The 15,174-nt window shown below is 63.7% G+C and carries 14 protein-coding genes; 5 read left to right on the top strand and 9 right to left on the bottom strand.

What is annotated here, in order from left to right; translation table 11 throughout:
- The first annotated feature begins 4 nt into the window (after positions 1–4).
- Genes gspF through CSQ92_RS22325 form a run of 3 tightly spaced genes read left to right on the top strand, consistent with a single transcriptional unit; the run spans position 5 to position 4,121 of the window.
- The gene (gene gspF / locus CSQ92_RS22335; RefSeq protein ID WP_034783560.1) at positions 5–1,225 is read left to right on the top strand and encodes a type II secretion system inner membrane protein GspF; all 1,221 of its coding nucleotides are present in this window, start codon (positions 5–7) and stop codon (positions 1,223–1,225) included.
- Between the two features lie 15 nt (positions 1,226–1,240).
- Entirely contained in the window at positions 1,241–1,798 is a 558-nt protein-coding gene (locus CSQ92_RS22330) for a type II secretion system protein N (RefSeq protein WP_052140217.1), read from the top strand.
- A gap of 58 nt (positions 1,799–1,856) precedes the next feature.
- A complete protein-coding gene (locus CSQ92_RS22325) occupies positions 1,857–4,121 on the top strand; it encodes a patatin-like phospholipase family protein (protein WP_099395434.1) in 2,265 nt (754 codons plus the stop codon).
- On the opposite strand, the gene CSQ92_RS22320 is transcribed toward CSQ92_RS22325, so the two are convergent.
- Positions 4,094–4,888 (bottom strand): helix-turn-helix domain-containing protein, encoded by a 795-nt coding sequence (locus CSQ92_RS22320; protein ID WP_225317153.1) that lies wholly within the window; start codon positions 4,886–4,888, stop codon positions 4,094–4,096. The two genes, CSQ92_RS22325 and CSQ92_RS22320, sit on opposite strands and share 28 nt — an antisense overlap.
- 167 nt (positions 4,889–5,055) lie before the next feature.
- Between CSQ92_RS22320 and CSQ92_RS22315 the strand changes: the two genes are divergently transcribed.
- Positions 5,056–5,670 carry an outer membrane protein gene (locus CSQ92_RS22315; protein WP_099395433.1) on the top strand — a complete coding sequence of 205 codons (615 nt, stop codon included), beginning with the start codon at positions 5,056–5,058 and terminating at the stop codon, positions 5,668–5,670.
- A 153-nt stretch (positions 5,671–5,823) separates the two neighbouring features.
- Here CSQ92_RS22315 and CSQ92_RS22310 read toward each other — a convergent pair whose 3' ends face one another.
- The 8 genes from CSQ92_RS22310 to CSQ92_RS22275 form a co-directional block, all read right to left on the bottom strand.
- A complete protein-coding gene (locus CSQ92_RS22310; protein ID WP_099395432.1) occupies positions 5,824–6,018 on the bottom strand; it encodes a hypothetical protein in 195 nt (64 codons plus the stop codon).
- A gap of 18 nt (positions 6,019–6,036) precedes the next feature.
- The gene (gene hslU / locus CSQ92_RS22305) at positions 6,037–7,389 is read right to left on the bottom strand and encodes an ATP-dependent protease ATPase subunit HslU (RefSeq protein WP_099395595.1); all 1,353 of its coding nucleotides are present in this window, start codon (positions 7,387–7,389) and stop codon (positions 6,037–6,039) included.
- A gap of 45 nt (positions 7,390–7,434) precedes the next feature.
- Positions 7,435–7,971 carry an ATP-dependent protease subunit HslV gene (gene hslV, locus CSQ92_RS22300; RefSeq protein ID WP_034783551.1) on the bottom strand — a complete coding sequence of 179 codons (537 nt, stop codon included), beginning with the start codon at positions 7,969–7,971 and terminating at the stop codon, positions 7,435–7,437.
- A gap of 211 nt (positions 7,972–8,182) precedes the next feature.
- Positions 8,183–8,635, bottom strand: a complete 453-nt coding sequence (dksA, locus tag CSQ92_RS22295; RefSeq protein WP_034753066.1) for an RNA polymerase-binding protein DksA — start codon at positions 8,633–8,635, stop codon at positions 8,183–8,185.
- A 481-nt stretch (positions 8,636–9,116) separates the two neighbouring features.
- Positions 9,117–10,211: a CobW family GTP-binding protein gene (locus tag CSQ92_RS22290; RefSeq protein WP_099395594.1), complete on the bottom strand. Its 1,095-nt coding sequence runs from the start codon at positions 10,209–10,211 to the stop codon at positions 9,117–9,119.
- A 135-nt stretch (positions 10,212–10,346) separates the two neighbouring features.
- Positions 10,347–11,294, bottom strand: coding sequence for a tyrosine recombinase XerC (locus tag CSQ92_RS22285; RefSeq protein WP_099395431.1), 948 nt, complete (start codon positions 11,292–11,294; stop codon positions 10,347–10,349).
- A gap of 7 nt (positions 11,295–11,301) precedes the next feature.
- Complete coding sequence (locus tag CSQ92_RS22280) at positions 11,302–11,979, bottom strand: DUF484 family protein (protein ID WP_034783545.1); 678 nt, start codon at positions 11,977–11,979, stop codon at positions 11,302–11,304.
- A 179-nt stretch (positions 11,980–12,158) separates the two neighbouring features.
- Entirely contained in the window at positions 12,159–13,238 is a 1,080-nt protein-coding gene (locus tag CSQ92_RS22275) for a porin (RefSeq protein WP_092609285.1), read from the bottom strand.
- Positions 13,239–13,653: 415 nt separating this feature from the next.
- On the opposite strand from CSQ92_RS22275, the gene CSQ92_RS22270 reads away from it, so the two are divergent.
- Positions 13,654–15,156 carry a tetratricopeptide repeat protein gene (locus tag CSQ92_RS22270; RefSeq protein ID WP_099395430.1) on the top strand — a complete coding sequence of 501 codons (1,503 nt, stop codon included), beginning with the start codon at positions 13,654–13,656 and terminating at the stop codon, positions 15,154–15,156.
- Positions 15,157–15,174 lie beyond the last annotated feature (18 nt).

Genomic DNA, 15,174 nt, shown 5'->3' with positions numbered 1-15,174 from the left:
CACCATGCCCGCATTCCGCTATGAAGCCGTCGACGCCCAGGGCGCCACCCGCAAGGGCGTGCTCAATGCCGACAGTCCCCGTTCCGCGCGCGCCGAGCTGCGCGTGCAAGGCCTGGTGCCGCTGGCCGTCGAACCGATCGCCGCGCAGGTCGATGCCGCCGGCGTCACCAAACGGCGCGGCTTTGGCGAGCGCCTGTCCAGCACCGAGCTAGCCCTGTTTACGCGCCAGCTGGCCAGTTTGCTGGAAGCGGGCCTGCCGCTGGAGCAGGCGTTTTCCGCCCTGCTGGAACAGGCCGAGCGGCCGTATTTGCGCGACCTGATCGCCTCGATCCGCTCCGAAGTGATCGGCGGCGCTGCGTTTTCCGACGTGCTGGCGCGCCATCCGCGCGATTTCGCGGAGATCTATCGGGCGCTGGTGGCGTCGGGCGAGCAGATCGGCCATCTGTCGCGCGTGCTGTCGCGCCTGGCCGACTACATCGAGCGGCGCAACGCGCTGGTGCAGAAGGTCAAGCTGGCCTTTACGTATCCGGCCATCGTCACGGTGGTGGCGTTTTCCATCGTGATCTTCCTGCTCACCTATGTGGTGCCGCAGATCGTTTCAGTGTTCGCCAATACCAAGCAAAAGCTGCCCATGCTCACCGTGATCATGCTGGCGCTGTCGGACTTCGTGCGCAACTATGGCCTCGTCGTGGCCGTGATCCTGGCCGGCGCCTGGTTCGCCTGGCGCCGCGCCCTGCAGCAGCCGGCCCTGAAACGGCGCTGGCATACCTGGCTGCTGACGGCGCCCCTGTACGGCAAATTCGAGCGCAGCCTGAACACGGCGCGCTTTGCCAGCACCCTGGCCATCACCACGGGTTCCGGCGTGCCGATCCTGCGCGCGCTCGACACCAGCCGCGACACGCTCACCAACGTGGCGATGCAGGAACTGGTGCAGGAAGCCAGCGGCGCCGTGCGCGAGGGCGTGAGCCTGGCGCGCGCGCTGTCGGCGCAAAAGCATTTTCCGCCGATGCTGATCCACATGATACGCGCCGGTGAAATCACGGGCGAGCTGCCGGCCATGCTGGAACGCGCCGCCAGCGCGCAGGAACAGGACCTGGAACGCCGCACCCTGACGATTGCCGGCCTGCTGGAGCCGGCCCTGATCCTGGCGATGGGCGTGGTGGTGCTGCTGATCGTGCTGGCCGTGCTGATGCCGATTATCGAAATCAATCAGCTCGTAAGATAAGAATCCAAGGAAGCCATGAAGCGTTTGCCTCAAGTTACAAGTTTGCTCGCCGTCGTGGCGCTGTCCGTATCGCTGGCCTATTGGGCCATGCAGCTGTTCAAGGCGCCGCAACGTCCCATCAACCCGCCCGCCGTGCCGGTGGTGCAGGATGCCAGCGTGGAGGCGGGCGCTTCGCTGTTTGGCGGCCAGGTCAGCGTGGCCACGGCCAGCAATTACCAGCTCAAGGGCGTGGTCGCCGCCGGCAATGGCCGCGGCAGCGTGGCCATCATCTCGACCGATGGCAAGCCTTCCGTGGCCCTGCCGGAGGGCGCCGAGGTGGTGCCCGGCGTGACGGTGCTGGAAGTGCATGCGCGCCACGTGCTGCTGCGCGATGGCGGCGTGAGCAAGCGCATCGACCTGGTGGCCGATGACAAGGCGCTGGCCTTGCCGGGGCAAGTGTCCGCCACCCCAACGCCGGCCGCGGCCCCTGCGCCGGTCTCGAACCTGGTGCCGCCGCCGCTGCCGATGGAGCAGCAGCGGCCGGCGACCATGATGCCGGCGCCGCAAGTGAGCAGCGTGCCGCCGCCGAATTAACGCTGTTCTTATCGTATTTTGCCGATGGCGCCATGCCGCCATCGCTACAGGAGTCTTCATGTTCTCGATCCGTGCCGTCCTGGCGGGCTGCGTGGCGGCGCTATGCGCCTTGCCGGCGGCTGCCGCCGCCGACGTCCCCGCCGCCGCCGCCACTACCTCTGCCCCCGCTGCCACCCTGGCCGTGCCCGCGACCGTGGCGGCGCGCCCGCGCATCGCGCTGGTGCTGTCGGGCGGCGGCGCGCGCGGCCTGGCGCATATCGGCGTATTGAAAGTGCTGCAGGAGCTGCATGTGCCGATCGACATGGTGGTCGGCACCAGCATGGGCGGCGTGGTGGGCGGCGCGTATGCGGCCGGCGCTTCCGTGGCGGATCTGGAAAAGATGGCGCGCGAGACCAACTGGGCGCGCGTGGTGGCCGACCGGCCGCCGCGCGACGAACTGGCATTCCGCCGCCGCGAGGAAGATTTGTTGCTGCCGTCGCGCATCGAGTTCGGTGTGAGCCGCAACGGCATTTCCACGCCGCCGGCGGCGGCCAGCAATGCGGCGCTGGAAATGGCCTTGAACCGCCTGCTGCCGGCCGGCATGCGCGACCGCCCCGCCAGCCAGCTGCCGCTGCCCTTCCGTTCGGTGGCGTCGGACCTGGTCAATGGCGAGCTGGTCGAGCTGGTCGACACGCCCCTGTTCCTGTCGATGCGCGCCTCGCTGGCCGTGCCGGGGGTGTTTGCGCCCGTGCGCGTGAACAACCGGCTGGTGGTCGATGGGGGCCTGGTACGCAACCTGCCCGTCGACATGGCGCGCGCCATGGGCGCCGACATCATCATCGCCGTCAACGTGGGCACGCCGCTGGCACCGGAAAAAGACCTGGGCAGCGCCATCGGCGTGGCGCAGCAGATGCTGCAGATTCTCACGGAGCAGAACGTGCAGCGTTCGCTCAAGGAGCTGCGGCCGCAGGATATCCTGGTGGCGCCCGATTTGACGGGCGTCAGCTTCCTCGACTTTGAAAACTATGCGCGCGCCATGCGCGCCGGCGAGCAGGCGGCGCAGGCCTTGGCCGCCCGCCTGGCGCCGCTGGCCCTGCCGCCGGAACAGTATGCGGCGCGCGAGCAGCTGCGCCTTGCCGCGCCGGCCCTGCTGGACGTGGCCCTGCCGCTCACGCGCCTGGCCGTGGAGAGCGAAGGCGATATCAATCCGCGCATCCTGCAGGCGCAATCGGGCCTGGTGGAAGGGCAGGCGGTCAGCCAGGAAGATGTGCTGGCGGCGGCGGCCAAGCTGTATGGCCGCGGCGACGTGGCGCGCGTGGAGACGGACGTGGTCGACGCGGGCGACCAGCGCGCCGTCACCATCAAGGCGGTCGAAGCGCCGTGGGCCAGCAACCGCCTGCGCGTGGGCCTGGAACTGGCCAGCGATTTCAGGGACAGCAATAATTTCGCCCTGAAGCTGCTGCATGCGCGCTCGAACCTGAACAGCTGGGGTGGCGAGTTGCGCAGCACGGCGCAGATCGGTAATACGCGCGGCTATGGCGTGCAGTTCTGGCAGCCGCTGGGCGCCGGCAACCCGTGGTATATCGCGCCGCAGTTGCAATACACTTCGTCGGCGATGGATTTGTTCGACAAGGGCCGGCGCAGCGCGCGCCTGGCGTATAACGGCCAGACAGCTGCATTGGTGCTGGGGCGCCAGTTCGGTACCTGGGGCGATCTGCAGTTCGGCGTCGCCCGTACGGAAGTCAAGGGCAAGCTGGCGATTCCGGCCGACCCTACGCAGCCGGAGTCGCGCGCGCTGGGCACCACGCAGTTCGTGCGATTCCGCGCCGATACGCTCGATTCGCCGGGCTTTCCCACGCGCGGCGTCCTGCTTGAGGCCATCTGGGCGCGCGATACGACCACGGGGGTGGGCGAGGCGGCTCTGGGCCAATCGTCCATCACGGGGTTGAAGGCCTTTGGCCGCGGCAACTGGGCCGGTCACGTGTATGGCGAATGGGCGCGCTCGCAGCGTGACGAAGCGCCGCTCAATCTCGGTGGTTTCCTGCGCTTGTCCGGCACGGAATTTGACTCGGTGAGAGGACGCAGTATCGCCTTCGCGCGCTTCGTCATGGCGCGCCGCATCGGTTCCCTGCCCAGCACTCTGGGCGGCGTCGTGCGGGCCGGTTTTTCGCTGGAAATGGGCGGCGGCTTCGATCAGAGCGAGCGCTGGAAAGCCAGCAAGTTCACGCAGGCCAGCAGTGCCTTCATCTCCGTCGATACGCGCTTCGGTCCCGTGTACGTGGCATCGGGCGCGTCGAAGGGCGGCGAGAGCACCTTCTATCTGTTCCTGGGACCGGTCTGGTAAACGGCGCCTGGCGCGGTGGACGAGGCGGACGCCGTGCTGCGGCGCAGGGCCGTGAAGGCGGCAAATTCCCATGAGCGAAAGCCCAGCAGCAGGGTAAAACCGTCGCGCTCGGCAGGCGCAAGGCGCCGGTCGTTCTGGTGCAGGCGCGCCAGTTCCTCGGCCAGCTGGCGGATCTTTTGCACCAGCTCCTGCGCGCTCGACAGTGACAGGCGCGCCGGGATGCACATCAGGGTTTCGCCGGCGCCGTCAAAATGCCCGCTGAAATAATCGGCCACCACGTGTTCGCGGAAATACTGCTGCACCGGGCCGTCGGCCAGCCAGTGGAAGGCGTTCGAGACGCGCAGGCTGTAGCGGTTCAGCGGCTTGAGTTCGATCAAGCCCAGCCGGTCCAGCTCGGCCAGGCAGCCGATGCATTCGGCCTGCGTCAGCGCATACGTTTCCACCACCTGCTCCAGGCTCCAGTGGCCGAGGCAGCAGATCGCCACCAGCAGCAAGCGCGGATGCGCCACCAGCGACTTTTCCTGCACCAGCGTGAGCGTGTCGGCATGGGGCGTGATGTCGGCCGCGCCGCGCAGCACGTCCTCCATGGCGATGCCCGAAGCCTTGCAGATCAGGGCCAGGCGCGACAGCGACATGTCGTGCTGGCCAAACATGCGCTTGACGCTCGATTCGCTCATGCCGATGCGTTCGGCCAGTACCTTGTACGTGATGCCGGCGGCGCGCAGTTGGGTGCGCAGTACGCGCAAAACCAGTTCAGGTGAACTCACGATAGTTCCTTTATGCAAGTTTGGTAGCGGATGACGGTACCGAATGTAGCCGTTAACGGCACTTTGCACAAGGTGATAGTACTTTTCGGCAAAAGCGATGACACTCCCGCTTGTGGCTCGCGCAGCGCGCTACAACCAGGCAATCCATCCACTTGTAGAGGTTATCCATGTTCCCATCTTTCCGTTTCCCCGCAGCGCTGCTGGCGCTGGCCACCATCGCCCCCCTGCATGCCGTCGCAGCTGAACCGGCACCGGGTCCGTTCTATGCGGGCGCCAGCTATGGCTTTCGCGCCAGCAGCGGCCTCGATTGCATCGCCGGACAAAGCGATTGCGACAAAAGCAGCAAGCGCAATGGCAAGGCCTACCTGGGTTACAGTTTCGACGCGCTGCCGTTTCAGGGCGGCGTGGCCCTGCCTTCGATTGAGCTGGTGGGGTACATGGGCGGCGAGGTCAAGTCCGGCTTCGACACGGAGGCGGGCAAGCGCGCTGGCCGCGGCAAGTTCACGGGCCTCGGCATGCAGGGCGTGCTCGGTTACCAGTTTGACGCGTTTACATTGAGTGGCCGCGCCGGCGCGGCATACACGCAGGGCAAGGTCGATTATCTGGGCGGCGGTTCGGACAAGAAGAGCAAGATCGGCCTGACCTACGGCATCGGCGCGGCGTATGCGCTGAACAAGAATTGGTCGCTGCACCTCGACTGGGACCGCGTGCCCGTCAAGTACAACAGCAAGCAAACGACCAAGCTCGACATGTTTTCGCTGGGCGCGTCCTACCGTTTCTAAGGGGATGCTGCTGCGGCAGAGAGTGGCCTGATGGCGGACGCCCCTGAACGGGGTGTCCGCGGGCGGCCTGAAATGTCTATGGCGGCGTTGCACGGCCTCGCCGTATTGCTCATACTGTCTTCGTCCATGCGCCTTGCCATGGACATTTCCAGATCAGTCTTTGACGTCAACCTTCAGCAGCAATTTCGCCAGCAGGCGTTTTTCCTGCTGGCGCTGGCCTGACACGGTTTTCACGTGTGCCCCGGCGGTGCGCTGCAGGGCGGCAGTGGCGACCGGGTTGCGCGGTTTTTGCGAGGGTTCGACGCGGAACTGCATTTTCTGCCGCGTCGCCAATGCCTTGTTTGCCATCGGTTTCCCCCTTCCTTTCTACAGCACGTAGCGCGACAGGTCCTCGTTGACCGACAGCGCTTCCAGGCGTTCGTTGACATACGCGGCATCGATCACCAGCAGGTTTTCCGTGCTGCTGCTGTTTTCGCTGGCCGTAAACGACACTTCTTCCAGCAGTTTTTCCATTACCGTGTGCAGCCGGCGCGCGCCGATGTTTTCCGTGCGCTCGTTCACCGCATAGGCGATTTCCGCCAGGCGCGTGATGCCTTCCGGCGCGAATTGCAATGTGAGGTTTTCCGTCGCCAGCAAGGCTTCGTACTGCATCGTCAGGCAGGCGTCGGTACTCGTCAAAATGCGCTCGAAGTCCGAGATCGACAGCGATTCCAGTTCCACGCGGATGGGGAAGCGTCCCTGCAGTTCCGGGATCAGGTCCGACGGCTTCGACAGGTGGAAGGCGCCCGAAGCGATGAACAGGATGTGGTCCGTGCGGATCATGCCGTACTTGGTGTTGACGGTCGTGCCCTCGACCAGCGGCAGCAGGTCGCGCTGCACGCCGGCGCGCGAGACGTCGGCGCCGCCCGATTCCGAACGCGAGGCGATCTTGTCGATCTCGTCCAAAAAGACGATGCCGTTCTGCTCGACGTTCTGGATCGCCTTCTGTTTCAGTTCATCCTCGTTGAGCAGCTTGGCCGCTTCTTCCTCGAGCAGCAGTTTCAACGCTTCGCGGATCTTGACCTTGCGCGCCTTCTTGCGCTGTCCGCCCACGCCCGAAAACATGGACTTGATCTGCTCCGTCATTTCTTCCATGCCCGGCGGCGCCATGATTTCCATCTGCGGACCCGCCTCGGCCAGCTCGATCTCGATTTCCTTGTCATCGAGCTCGCCCTGGCGCAAGCGCTTGCGGAAGGTCTGGCGCGTGCTGTCGCCGCTGCCGCTGTCCACGGCCGCCGCCGTATTCGGCGTGAAGCCGAAGTCGCGCGCCGGCGGCACGAGGATGTCGATCACGCGGTCTTCGGCCGCATCTTCGGCGCGTGCGCGCACTTTCTTCATTTCCAGCGCGCGCGTCTGCTTGATGCCGATGTCGATCAGGTCGCGGATGATGGTGTCGACGTCGCGCCCCACATAACCGACTTCCGTGAATTTGGTCGCTTCGATCTTGATGAACGGCGCCTCGGCCAGCTTGGCCAGGCGGCGCGCGATTTCCGTCTTGCCGACGCCCGTGGGGCCGATCATGAGGATGTTCTTGGGCGTGATTTCATGGCGCAGGGGCTCGGCCACCTGCTGGCGGCGCCAGCGGTTGCGCAGGGCGATGGCGACGGCGCGCTTGGCCTTGGCCTGGCCTACCACGTGCTTGTCGAGTTCGGTGACGATTTCCGCCGGGGTCATGTTCATGATCATGGTTGGCTTTCTATTCTTTGCTCAGGCGCGCTTGGAGGTTTAGTCCAAGGTCTCGATGATGTGCGACATGTTGGTGTAAATGCACAGCTCGGCGGCGATGGTCAGCGATTTCCTGACCACGTCGGCCGGCGACAAGTCCGTGTTTTCCTGCAGCGCCTTGGCGGCCGACTGGGCATAGGTGCCGCCCGAGCCGATGGCGCCGATGCCGTCTTCCGGTTCCAGCACGTCGCCATTGCCCGTGATGACCAGGGTCGACTCGCTGTCGGCCACCAGCAGCATCGCTTCCAGGCGGCGCAGCACGCGGTCGGTGCGCCAGTCCTTGGCCAGTTCGACGGAGGCGCGCAGCAGGTTGCCCTGGTGTTTTTCCAGCTTGCCTTCAAATCGGTCGAGCAGGGTGAAGGCGTCGGCGGTGCCGCCGGCAAAGCCGACCAGGACCTTGCCCTGATACAACTTACGCACTTTGCGGGCCGTGCCCTTCATGACGATGTTGCCGAGCGTTACCTGGCCGTCGCCGCCCAGGGCGACCTGCTTGCCGCGCCGGACGCAGAGGATGGTGGTGCCGTGAAATTGTTCCATAGTGACCTCAAAAGATTCGTGTCGATGCGTGCAAGGCCATGCGATTGCGCGCCCATGCCCCAAAAGTGGGGATGGAAAAGGCAATTGCAAGCGGCAGTGCCTGCTTCAGTGTAGTCGGCGCGGGACGAAAAAAAAGCACGCAACCGAAGGCTGCGTGCTTTTTTATTCGCCATCGCGTGGCCGCCGGGGCGACCGCGCAAGGGAGGGGCGATCAGTCGCCGTAGAGTTTTTGCTTCAGTTCGCGCCGTTGCTGGGCTTCCAGCGACAGGGTGGCGGTTGGACGGGCGATCAGGCGCGGGATGCCGATAGGCTCGCCCGTTTCTTCGCACCAGCCATAGTCGCCGGCGTCGATGCTGGCGATCGATTGCTGCACTTTCTTCAGCAATTTGCGCTCGCGGTCGCGCGTGCGCAGTTCCAGCGCATGCTCTTCCTCGATGGTGGCACGGTCGGCAGGATCCGGTACGAGCACGGTTTCACGCAAGTGTTCCGTGGTTTCGCCGGCGTTTTTCAGCAGATCTTTTTCGAGCTGCTGCAGGCGCGCCTTGAAGAATGCCAGTTGTGCCGGATTCATGTAGTCATCTTCACTCATGGCGCGAATTTGGTCTTCGCTGATGAGAGGGATGTCTTGGTTGGCGGCCGGGGTCGATTTATTAGTTTTGGTCATAACTTCGCTTACCTTCGATACGACAGAGTTTTCAAATTGATCAGTTGATGCGGCGATACCGAGCAACTGTACAGGTTCCGCTTGGCATTGCTGTCCCGCTGTACTGCGTGCGACCTTGGCTTGCCGGCGAAAGCCAGGACTACCGGTCGGCTAAGGTGCCATGTTGATAACTTTTTACCGCTCTATGCCAGTCGCGCTATGCGCGCGTCAACAGGCGTGTTGGGTGGATCGGTTGCATGCCTGGCATGCGGCCAGCGGCAGTTTGCCAGCATTTCATGACAGGCGAACGACATGGGCCGTTTTCGTCGCTGATTTTGGCACGCTTTGCCTTATATTGCCATCCCGATTTGTTGACTAGCCGATCAGAAACGGCTACTTGTTGGTTTATGCCAGCAAGATGGGTGTCGGACAGCGGGAAAGCGTGCTTAACTTTCCCTTTTGTTTCTGCTTTGCAACGGATACTTTGCAAAACCCGGCTAGTTTATACCAAACATTGTTCGAGTCCGCGAATAAAAATGTCTTTTGGTAGATTCTTGCCAATAAATACCATTTTGCTGCCACGCACTTCGTTTTCGCCCCATTTGGCGCCCAGGTCGCTGCCCATCAGCTGGTGCACGCCCTGGAAGACCACCTTGCGCTCGGCGCCCTGCATCAGCAGCACACCCTTGTAGCGCAGCATGCGCGGGCCATACACTTGCACCAGGCCGCCGAGGAACTCGTCGAGCTTGGCGCTGTCGAACGGTTGCGTGCTCTTGAAAACAAAGGCGGCGATATCGTCGCTGTGCTGCGCATGGTGGTGGTCGGCATGGCCGCAATCGGTGGCGCAGGCGTCGCTGTGCTCGTGCTTATGACCATGCTCGTGCTCATGTCCGTGTGCATGGTCGTGCGCCTTGTCGTGATCATGCACGTGCGCCGTTTCCGTCGCGAGGAAATCCGGGTCCAGTTCCAGCTTTTCATTCAGGTTGAAACCGCGGATGTCGAGTACTTCGGCCAGCGGCGCGCGGCCGAAATCGACCTTGGCGATGGGCGCGCGCGGGTTGATGCGCTTCAGGCGGCGCGTCAGGGCGGCCACGTCCTCTTCACTGACGAGGTCGGTTTTCGACAGCAGCAGCTTGTCGGCAAAGCCCACTTGCCGCTGAGCTTCCTCGTATTCATCGAGTTGCTTCATGGCATGGCGGGCATCGACTACCGTGAGGATAGCGTCGAGCATGTAGTGGCTGCCCACTTCTTCGTCGACAAAGAAGGTTTGCGCCACGGGACCGGGATTGGCCAGGCCCGTCGTTTCGATGACGACGCGGTCGAATGCCAGCAAGCCGGCGTCGCGCTTGCGCGCCAGTTCCGTCAGGCCCACGATCAGGTCGCCGCGCACGGTGCAGCAGATGCAGCCGTTGTTCATCTCGATGATGTGTTCGTTGCTGTCCTGCACCAGGATCTCGTTATCGATGTTTTCCTGGCCAAACTCGTTCTCGATCACGGCGATGCGCATGCCATGGTCTTCCTGCAGTATGCGGTTGAGCAAGGTGGTTTTGCCGGCGCCCAGGAAACCGGTGAGGATGGTGGTTGGAATCAGTGCCATGAGAGATGCCTTGTAATCGGTGGTGCCGCCGCGCAAGCGGAAGAATGCGGACGATTATGCCGGAATTTTGCAAAAGCTTGCAAATGCGCGCCCATCCGCTTGATATGGATCAGGCCGTCCAGCGGGAGCGGCTGCCTACTTGAGCTTGGCGCGCGGGTGCGCCTGGTCATACACGTGCGCCAGGTGCTGGAAATCGAGGGCCGTGTAAACCTGGGTCGAGGTGATGCTGGAATGGCCCAGCATTTCCTGCACGGCGCGCAAGTCGCCCGACGATTGCAGCACGTGCGAGGCAAACGAGTGGCGCAGCACGTGCGGGTGCACGTTGGCGGGAATGTCCGTCGCCAGCGCATGCGCCTTCAGGCGCAGCTGCAGTACGCGCGGCGAGATGCGCGTGCCGCGGGTGCTTAAAAACAAGGCAGCGCTGCTATCGGCCGCCGGCGGGCGCACGCCCAGCCAGGCCGTCAAGGCCACGAGGGCCGCCTTGCCGACGGGCACCTTGCGCATCTTGCTGCCCTTGCCCGTGACGATGACTTCGAAGCTGGCCATGTCGAGCCAGCCCAGCGAGGCGGGCTGGCCGCCGTCGGCCTTGCAGTAATGGGTGTCCAGGCTGGTCAGTTCGGACACGCGCAAGCCGCTCGAATACAGCAGTTCGAACATGGCGCGGTTGCACAGTTGTTCCGGCTCGGCGGCGCCTTGCTGGTGTTGCGCGGGCGCCACGAGGCGCACGGCGTCATCCACCGACAGGGCTTTCGGCAACGTTTTGGCCCGCTTGGGGGCGCGGATGCCGTCGACAGGATTGGCGTCGAGCTTGGTCTCGCCGCTGAGCCAGTTGAAGAAGCCGCGCCACGACGACAGCTTGCGGGCGATGGAACGCGGGTCGAGGCCGCCAGCGTGCAGCTTGGCCGTGTAGCGGCGCACTTCGTTGTGCGCCAGGGCCGTCCAGGGCGTGTTGCCGCTCAGTTCCAGCAAGGCGCGCAGGTCGCGCCCGTAGGCGTCGAGCGTATGCGGCGACAGCTTGCGCTGCGTGGCCAGCTGCGCCAGATAGGCGTCGAGCCACTCGGCCTTGCCGCGCGCCTCATTCATGGCGTTCTCAGGCAGGCGTGCCGGCACGCAGCGCGGCCAGGGCGGCGCTGGCCGTGGCGCCGATATGCACGAGGAAGTCCGTGCCCATGCTGGACGTAAAACGTTCGCTGTCGGGCGAGCCGAGCACCAGCAAGCCGAAGGTGCCCGTGGTGTTTGGCGCACGCAGGGCGATCATGACGGTCGATTCGATCTTATCGGCCTGCAACCAGTGCACGGCTTCGAAATCGCGGTTGCTGCCGCAGTACGGCGTTTGCAGGCTGTTGGCGAACATGCGCACATCGGCCGTGACATCTTCCGTGAACCAGCCGTTGGCGTGTTCCGGCAGCACTTGCCACAGGCGCAGGCTGACGTAGGGCACGTCGAAATTGCTTTGCAAGGCGTCGACCAGCACGCGCGGCATGTCCGCATCGTTGCGCACTTGCAGCATGGCCTGGTTCCAGCCGTGGAACTTGCTGGCGATGTCGCCATTTTCCTCGGCCACGCGGCTCAGCTTGGACATGCGCAGTTCGAGCGCCTTGTATTTGTCGCGCATCACTTCCATCTGCCGCTCCTGCAGCGAGATGGTGCGTCCCGTCAGCGGGCTGCTCAGTTTGACCTCGCCGAGCAGAGCGGTATGCTCTTCGAAGAAATTCGGGTGCTCGCTCAGGTACTGGGCGACGGTGCTGGAATCGAGTGTGGCGGTCATTGAGAATATCTGTCAGTGAAAGTTGAACACTTCATTCTAACCGAGAGTGCGCCGGCATAGGCGCAAAGGGCATGGCGCCCGTGCATTTTCCGCACGCCCATGAAAAAAGCGGCATGGTTGCCCATGCCGCTTTGTATTTCCTGGTCAGCTGTCACCCGCGGAGGGTGACAGGCGGGCCATTAGAAATTGTGGTGTACGCCCAGGCCGATGTAGTTGACCGAGGTGGTGTTGTTGTAGTTGGCGACGCTGGCCGATTTCTTGTTCGAAATATCTGCGTACAGGTAGGTACGCTTCGACAGATTGTAGTCGTAGCCCAGCGATGCTTGCTTGGTCTTGGCGACGCCATCCGGCGTTTTTTGACCGTAACCAGCGCGGATCTTGCCTGGGCCGACGTCATAGTTGGCGCCCAGCACCCACGATTTGGTGTCGGTGTTGACGATCTTGAAGTTGCCGTCATCCTGGTGTTGGTACGTTGCCATCAGTTTCAATTCCGCGATCGGATTGAACGATGCACCGACCGACCACAGCTTGGCTTGCAGGCCGTTACGCTCGTAGGCAGCCATGGCGGCGAACTGGGCGTTGTTGTACGTTGCCGACACCGAGTACGGGTTCGATGCTGGCACCGCATTGGCTGGCAGGGCGAAGTTGCCGGTGGCATTCGTCGTCAGGTTGCGCACGGTGGCTGCAACGGCGGTGTTGTTGTTCGCTTCCTTGGCGGCCACAGTGGCGTTGAACTGGAAGCCGCTGATGACTGGCGAGTTGTAGAACACGGCATTCGAGAAGCGGTTACGCGAGTTGCCTGGCGCGCTCAGCGGATCGCTGGTGTAGCCGGCAACGGTCAGGTCGGTCTGGAAACCGGCTGGCGTAGGCATGCCCGACCATGGTTCGAAACCGGTACTCGTTTCCTGGAAGGCGGTCAGGCCACGGCCCAGACGCACGGTACCGAAGTCGCCTTGCAGGCCGACGCGGCTTTGACCCTGGAACAGCGGACGCGAATTGGCGCCCGACGTGTTTTCTACGGTGCCAGTGTCGGATTCATAGCGAATTTCCAGTTGGAAAATGGCTTTCAAGCCATTGCCCAGATCTTCCGTGCCCTTGAAACCCAGCTTGTTGTTGTCGCGCTTGGTGACGGCGGTGGTCGAACCAGTCGCTTTGCCCAGGCCTGCATCGATCGTGCCGTAGATTTGGACGGACGACTGCGCTTGTGCGGTTGCGGCAAAGGCGCCGAAGAGTGCGAGGGCAACGAGTGATTTTTTCATGTCTTATTCCCTATTAAAAGTGAGTTCCGTCCGAGATCCGAGCAGATTGAAATGCGCTAACTGTCGCGTTTCGATGAATGAACCTTAATTCGTCGGCGCGCAAGACGTGCGGGATTGGTCAAATATGCGTGAAAAGATTGGTGAAAAGCGGCATAACTGCATGCCCCTGTTGTATTTTTGTAACGCGCGGTTTCTGCCGATCCTGCGCCGATGGACAGCGTTCTCCCACCGCCACGCTGGCGGCGCCTTGCCATATTGGCATGTCCGCGCCAGGACATTGTTGCGTTGAATCAAGTTCTTGAGGCGGCTTTGGCGGATTTATGACACAAGGACGGTACACTAAGGGAAGGCCTGCGTTGATGGGCCTGGAGACGGCTCACTATTATTAGAATCATTGACTCAATATCGAGAATCGATGGCAAATCGCGAAACATTAGGATTGATCAAGGGCGCACGTGCGGGCGATGTTGCCTGCCAGCTGGCGTTGGGGCGGGTGTATCTGTTTGGACAGGGCGTGCCGCAAAGCCTGCCCACGGCCTTGCACTGGCTGGCGCGGGCGGCCCAGGAGGATAGCGCGGAAGCGTGCTTGCTGATTGGCACGCACGTGCCGTTCGAAGTGGCGCAACCGGCAGCCAAGGCGCTGATTCCCTATTACGCGCAGGCGTTCGATGCCGGCCTGGTGCAGGCGGGCCTGGTGCTGGCGCAGCTGGTGCTGGGCAATGCCGCCAGTCACTGTGAATCCCTGCGCGCCAAGGCGCGCGTGGCGCTGGACGCCGCCGTGCGGGCCGGTTTGCCCGATGCACAATGGTTGTTATCCATGCAAGAAGGCTCGCTTGCCGCTGCCGGGCGGGACACCGGCCTGGCTGGCGAGAAAGCCATCGATGGCGACGCGCCGCTGCATGCCTGGCTGGAGCAGGCATGGCACCAGGGCAACCATGCCGGATTTCTGTCGCAAGGCTTGCCGCTGGCGCGCGAGCTGCTGCAGCGCCAGGCGGCGGCCGGTGCGCGCACGATCGCCCTCGACGCGCAGCAGGTGCTGTTGCTGTCGCGTTGTGCCCAGGCATTGGCGCCTGGCGGCGATGCCGAAGGCTGGCAGTGTTGTGAGCTGGCAGCGCATGGCGGCGACCGCACGGCGCAGCTGGAGCTGGGGCTCGGCTATGCGCGCATGGATGCGCATGGCCAGCGGCTGGCCACGCGCAATGGCGCGGCCAATTTCAAGCGTGCCGTGCGCTGGCTGACGCAGGCTGGCGAGCAGGGGCTGGCCGAAGCCTGGTTCGTGCTGTCGCGCATCTACACGAAACCGGAATTTTCCCAGCGCAATGTGGTCGAAGCCCATTCCTGCCTGGAGCGTGCCGCCGACTTGGGGCATGGCCCGGCCCAGCTCGAGTGCGGCATGCATGCCTGGCGCAATCGCCGCGATGGCGTCAACAATGATGTGCGGGCCGCGTATTGGTTGCTGCAGGCGCAGGCGCAAGGCAGCCGCGAAGCGGAAGGGGCGCTGGCGAAGATCGCGCCGCAGGGCGAAGCCGGCGACTGGGGCCAGTGCGCCGCCATGCAGGCCGATGGGCACTTGCGGCAATTGGGCCACAGCCACCCCTTGCTGGCGGCGCGGCTGGAACTGGCGCGCTGCTTCCATCTGTCGCGTGCCGAGGCGCTGCTGCTCGACATCCACGCGGCCGACCAGGGGCATTGTCTGTTGATCGATATCAGTGCCACACATGGGCGAGGCAAGCGGCGCCTGGTGCTGATCCGCACGGCGCAGGAACGCCAGCTGCTCGATCAGGTGGTGCGCCTGTTCGAGCGCGTCGATTGCGGTGTCGCGGGGCCGGAAGGCAATTACCGGCAGCGCCTGTACCGCCTGAAGTGCTACCTGGCCGAACTCGATGTCGCACAGGAACAGCAGTTCCTGGCGGCCTGACTTTGACTGCTCACTTTC

Origin of the sequence: Janthinobacterium sp. BJB446, assembly GCF_002735655.1 — a bacterium.
In the GTDB taxonomy this organism is placed as follows: domain Bacteria; phylum Pseudomonadota; class Gammaproteobacteria; order Burkholderiales; family Burkholderiaceae_D; genus Janthinobacterium; species Janthinobacterium lividum.
The sequence above is the reverse complement of the archived record's forward strand: the minus strand, read 5'-3'. Positions and strand labels throughout refer to the sequence as shown.

What these genes read in the sequence shown, in the direction of transcription:
- gspF (WP_034783560.1), top strand. Translation starts at nt 5, where the DNA reads ATGCCCGCATTCCGCTATGAAGCCGTCGACGCCCAGGGCGCCACCCGC.
- CSQ92_RS22330 (WP_052140217.1), top strand. Translation starts at nt 1,241, where the DNA reads ATGAAGCGTTTGCCTCAAGTTACAAGTTTGCTCGCCGTCGTGGCGCTG.
- CSQ92_RS22325 (WP_099395434.1), top strand. Translation starts at nt 1,857, where the DNA reads ATGTTCTCGATCCGTGCCGTCCTGGCGGGCTGCGTGGCGGCGCTATGC.
- CSQ92_RS22315 (WP_099395433.1), top strand. Translation starts at nt 5,056, where the DNA reads ATGTTCCCATCTTTCCGTTTCCCCGCAGCGCTGCTGGCGCTGGCCACC.
- CSQ92_RS22310 (WP_099395432.1), bottom strand. Translation starts at nt 6,018, where the DNA reads ATGGCAAACAAGGCATTGGCGACGCGGCAGAAAATGCAGTTCCGCGTC.
- hslU (WP_099395595.1), bottom strand. Translation starts at nt 7,389, where the DNA reads ATGAACATGACCCCGGCGGAAATCGTCACCGAACTCGACAAGCACGTG.
- hslV (WP_034783551.1), bottom strand. Translation starts at nt 7,971, where the DNA reads ATGGAACAATTTCACGGCACCACCATCCTCTGCGTCCGGCGCGGCAAG.
- dksA (WP_034753066.1), bottom strand. Translation starts at nt 8,635, where the DNA reads ATGACCAAAACTAATAAATCGACCCCGGCCGCCAACCAAGACATCCCT.
- CSQ92_RS22290 (WP_099395594.1), bottom strand. Translation starts at nt 10,211, where the DNA reads ATGGCACTGATTCCAACCACCATCCTCACCGGTTTCCTGGGCGCCGGC.
- CSQ92_RS22285 (WP_099395431.1), bottom strand. Translation starts at nt 11,294, where the DNA reads ATGAATGAGGCGCGCGGCAAGGCCGAGTGGCTCGACGCCTATCTGGCG.
- CSQ92_RS22280 (WP_034783545.1), bottom strand. Translation starts at nt 11,979, where the DNA reads ATGACCGCCACACTCGATTCCAGCACCGTCGCCCAGTACCTGAGCGAG.
- CSQ92_RS22275 (WP_092609285.1), bottom strand. Translation starts at nt 13,238, where the DNA reads ATGAAAAAATCACTCGTTGCCCTCGCACTCTTCGGCGCCTTTGCCGCA.
- CSQ92_RS22270 (WP_099395430.1), top strand. Translation starts at nt 13,654, where the DNA reads ATGGCAAATCGCGAAACATTAGGATTGATCAAGGGCGCACGTGCGGGC.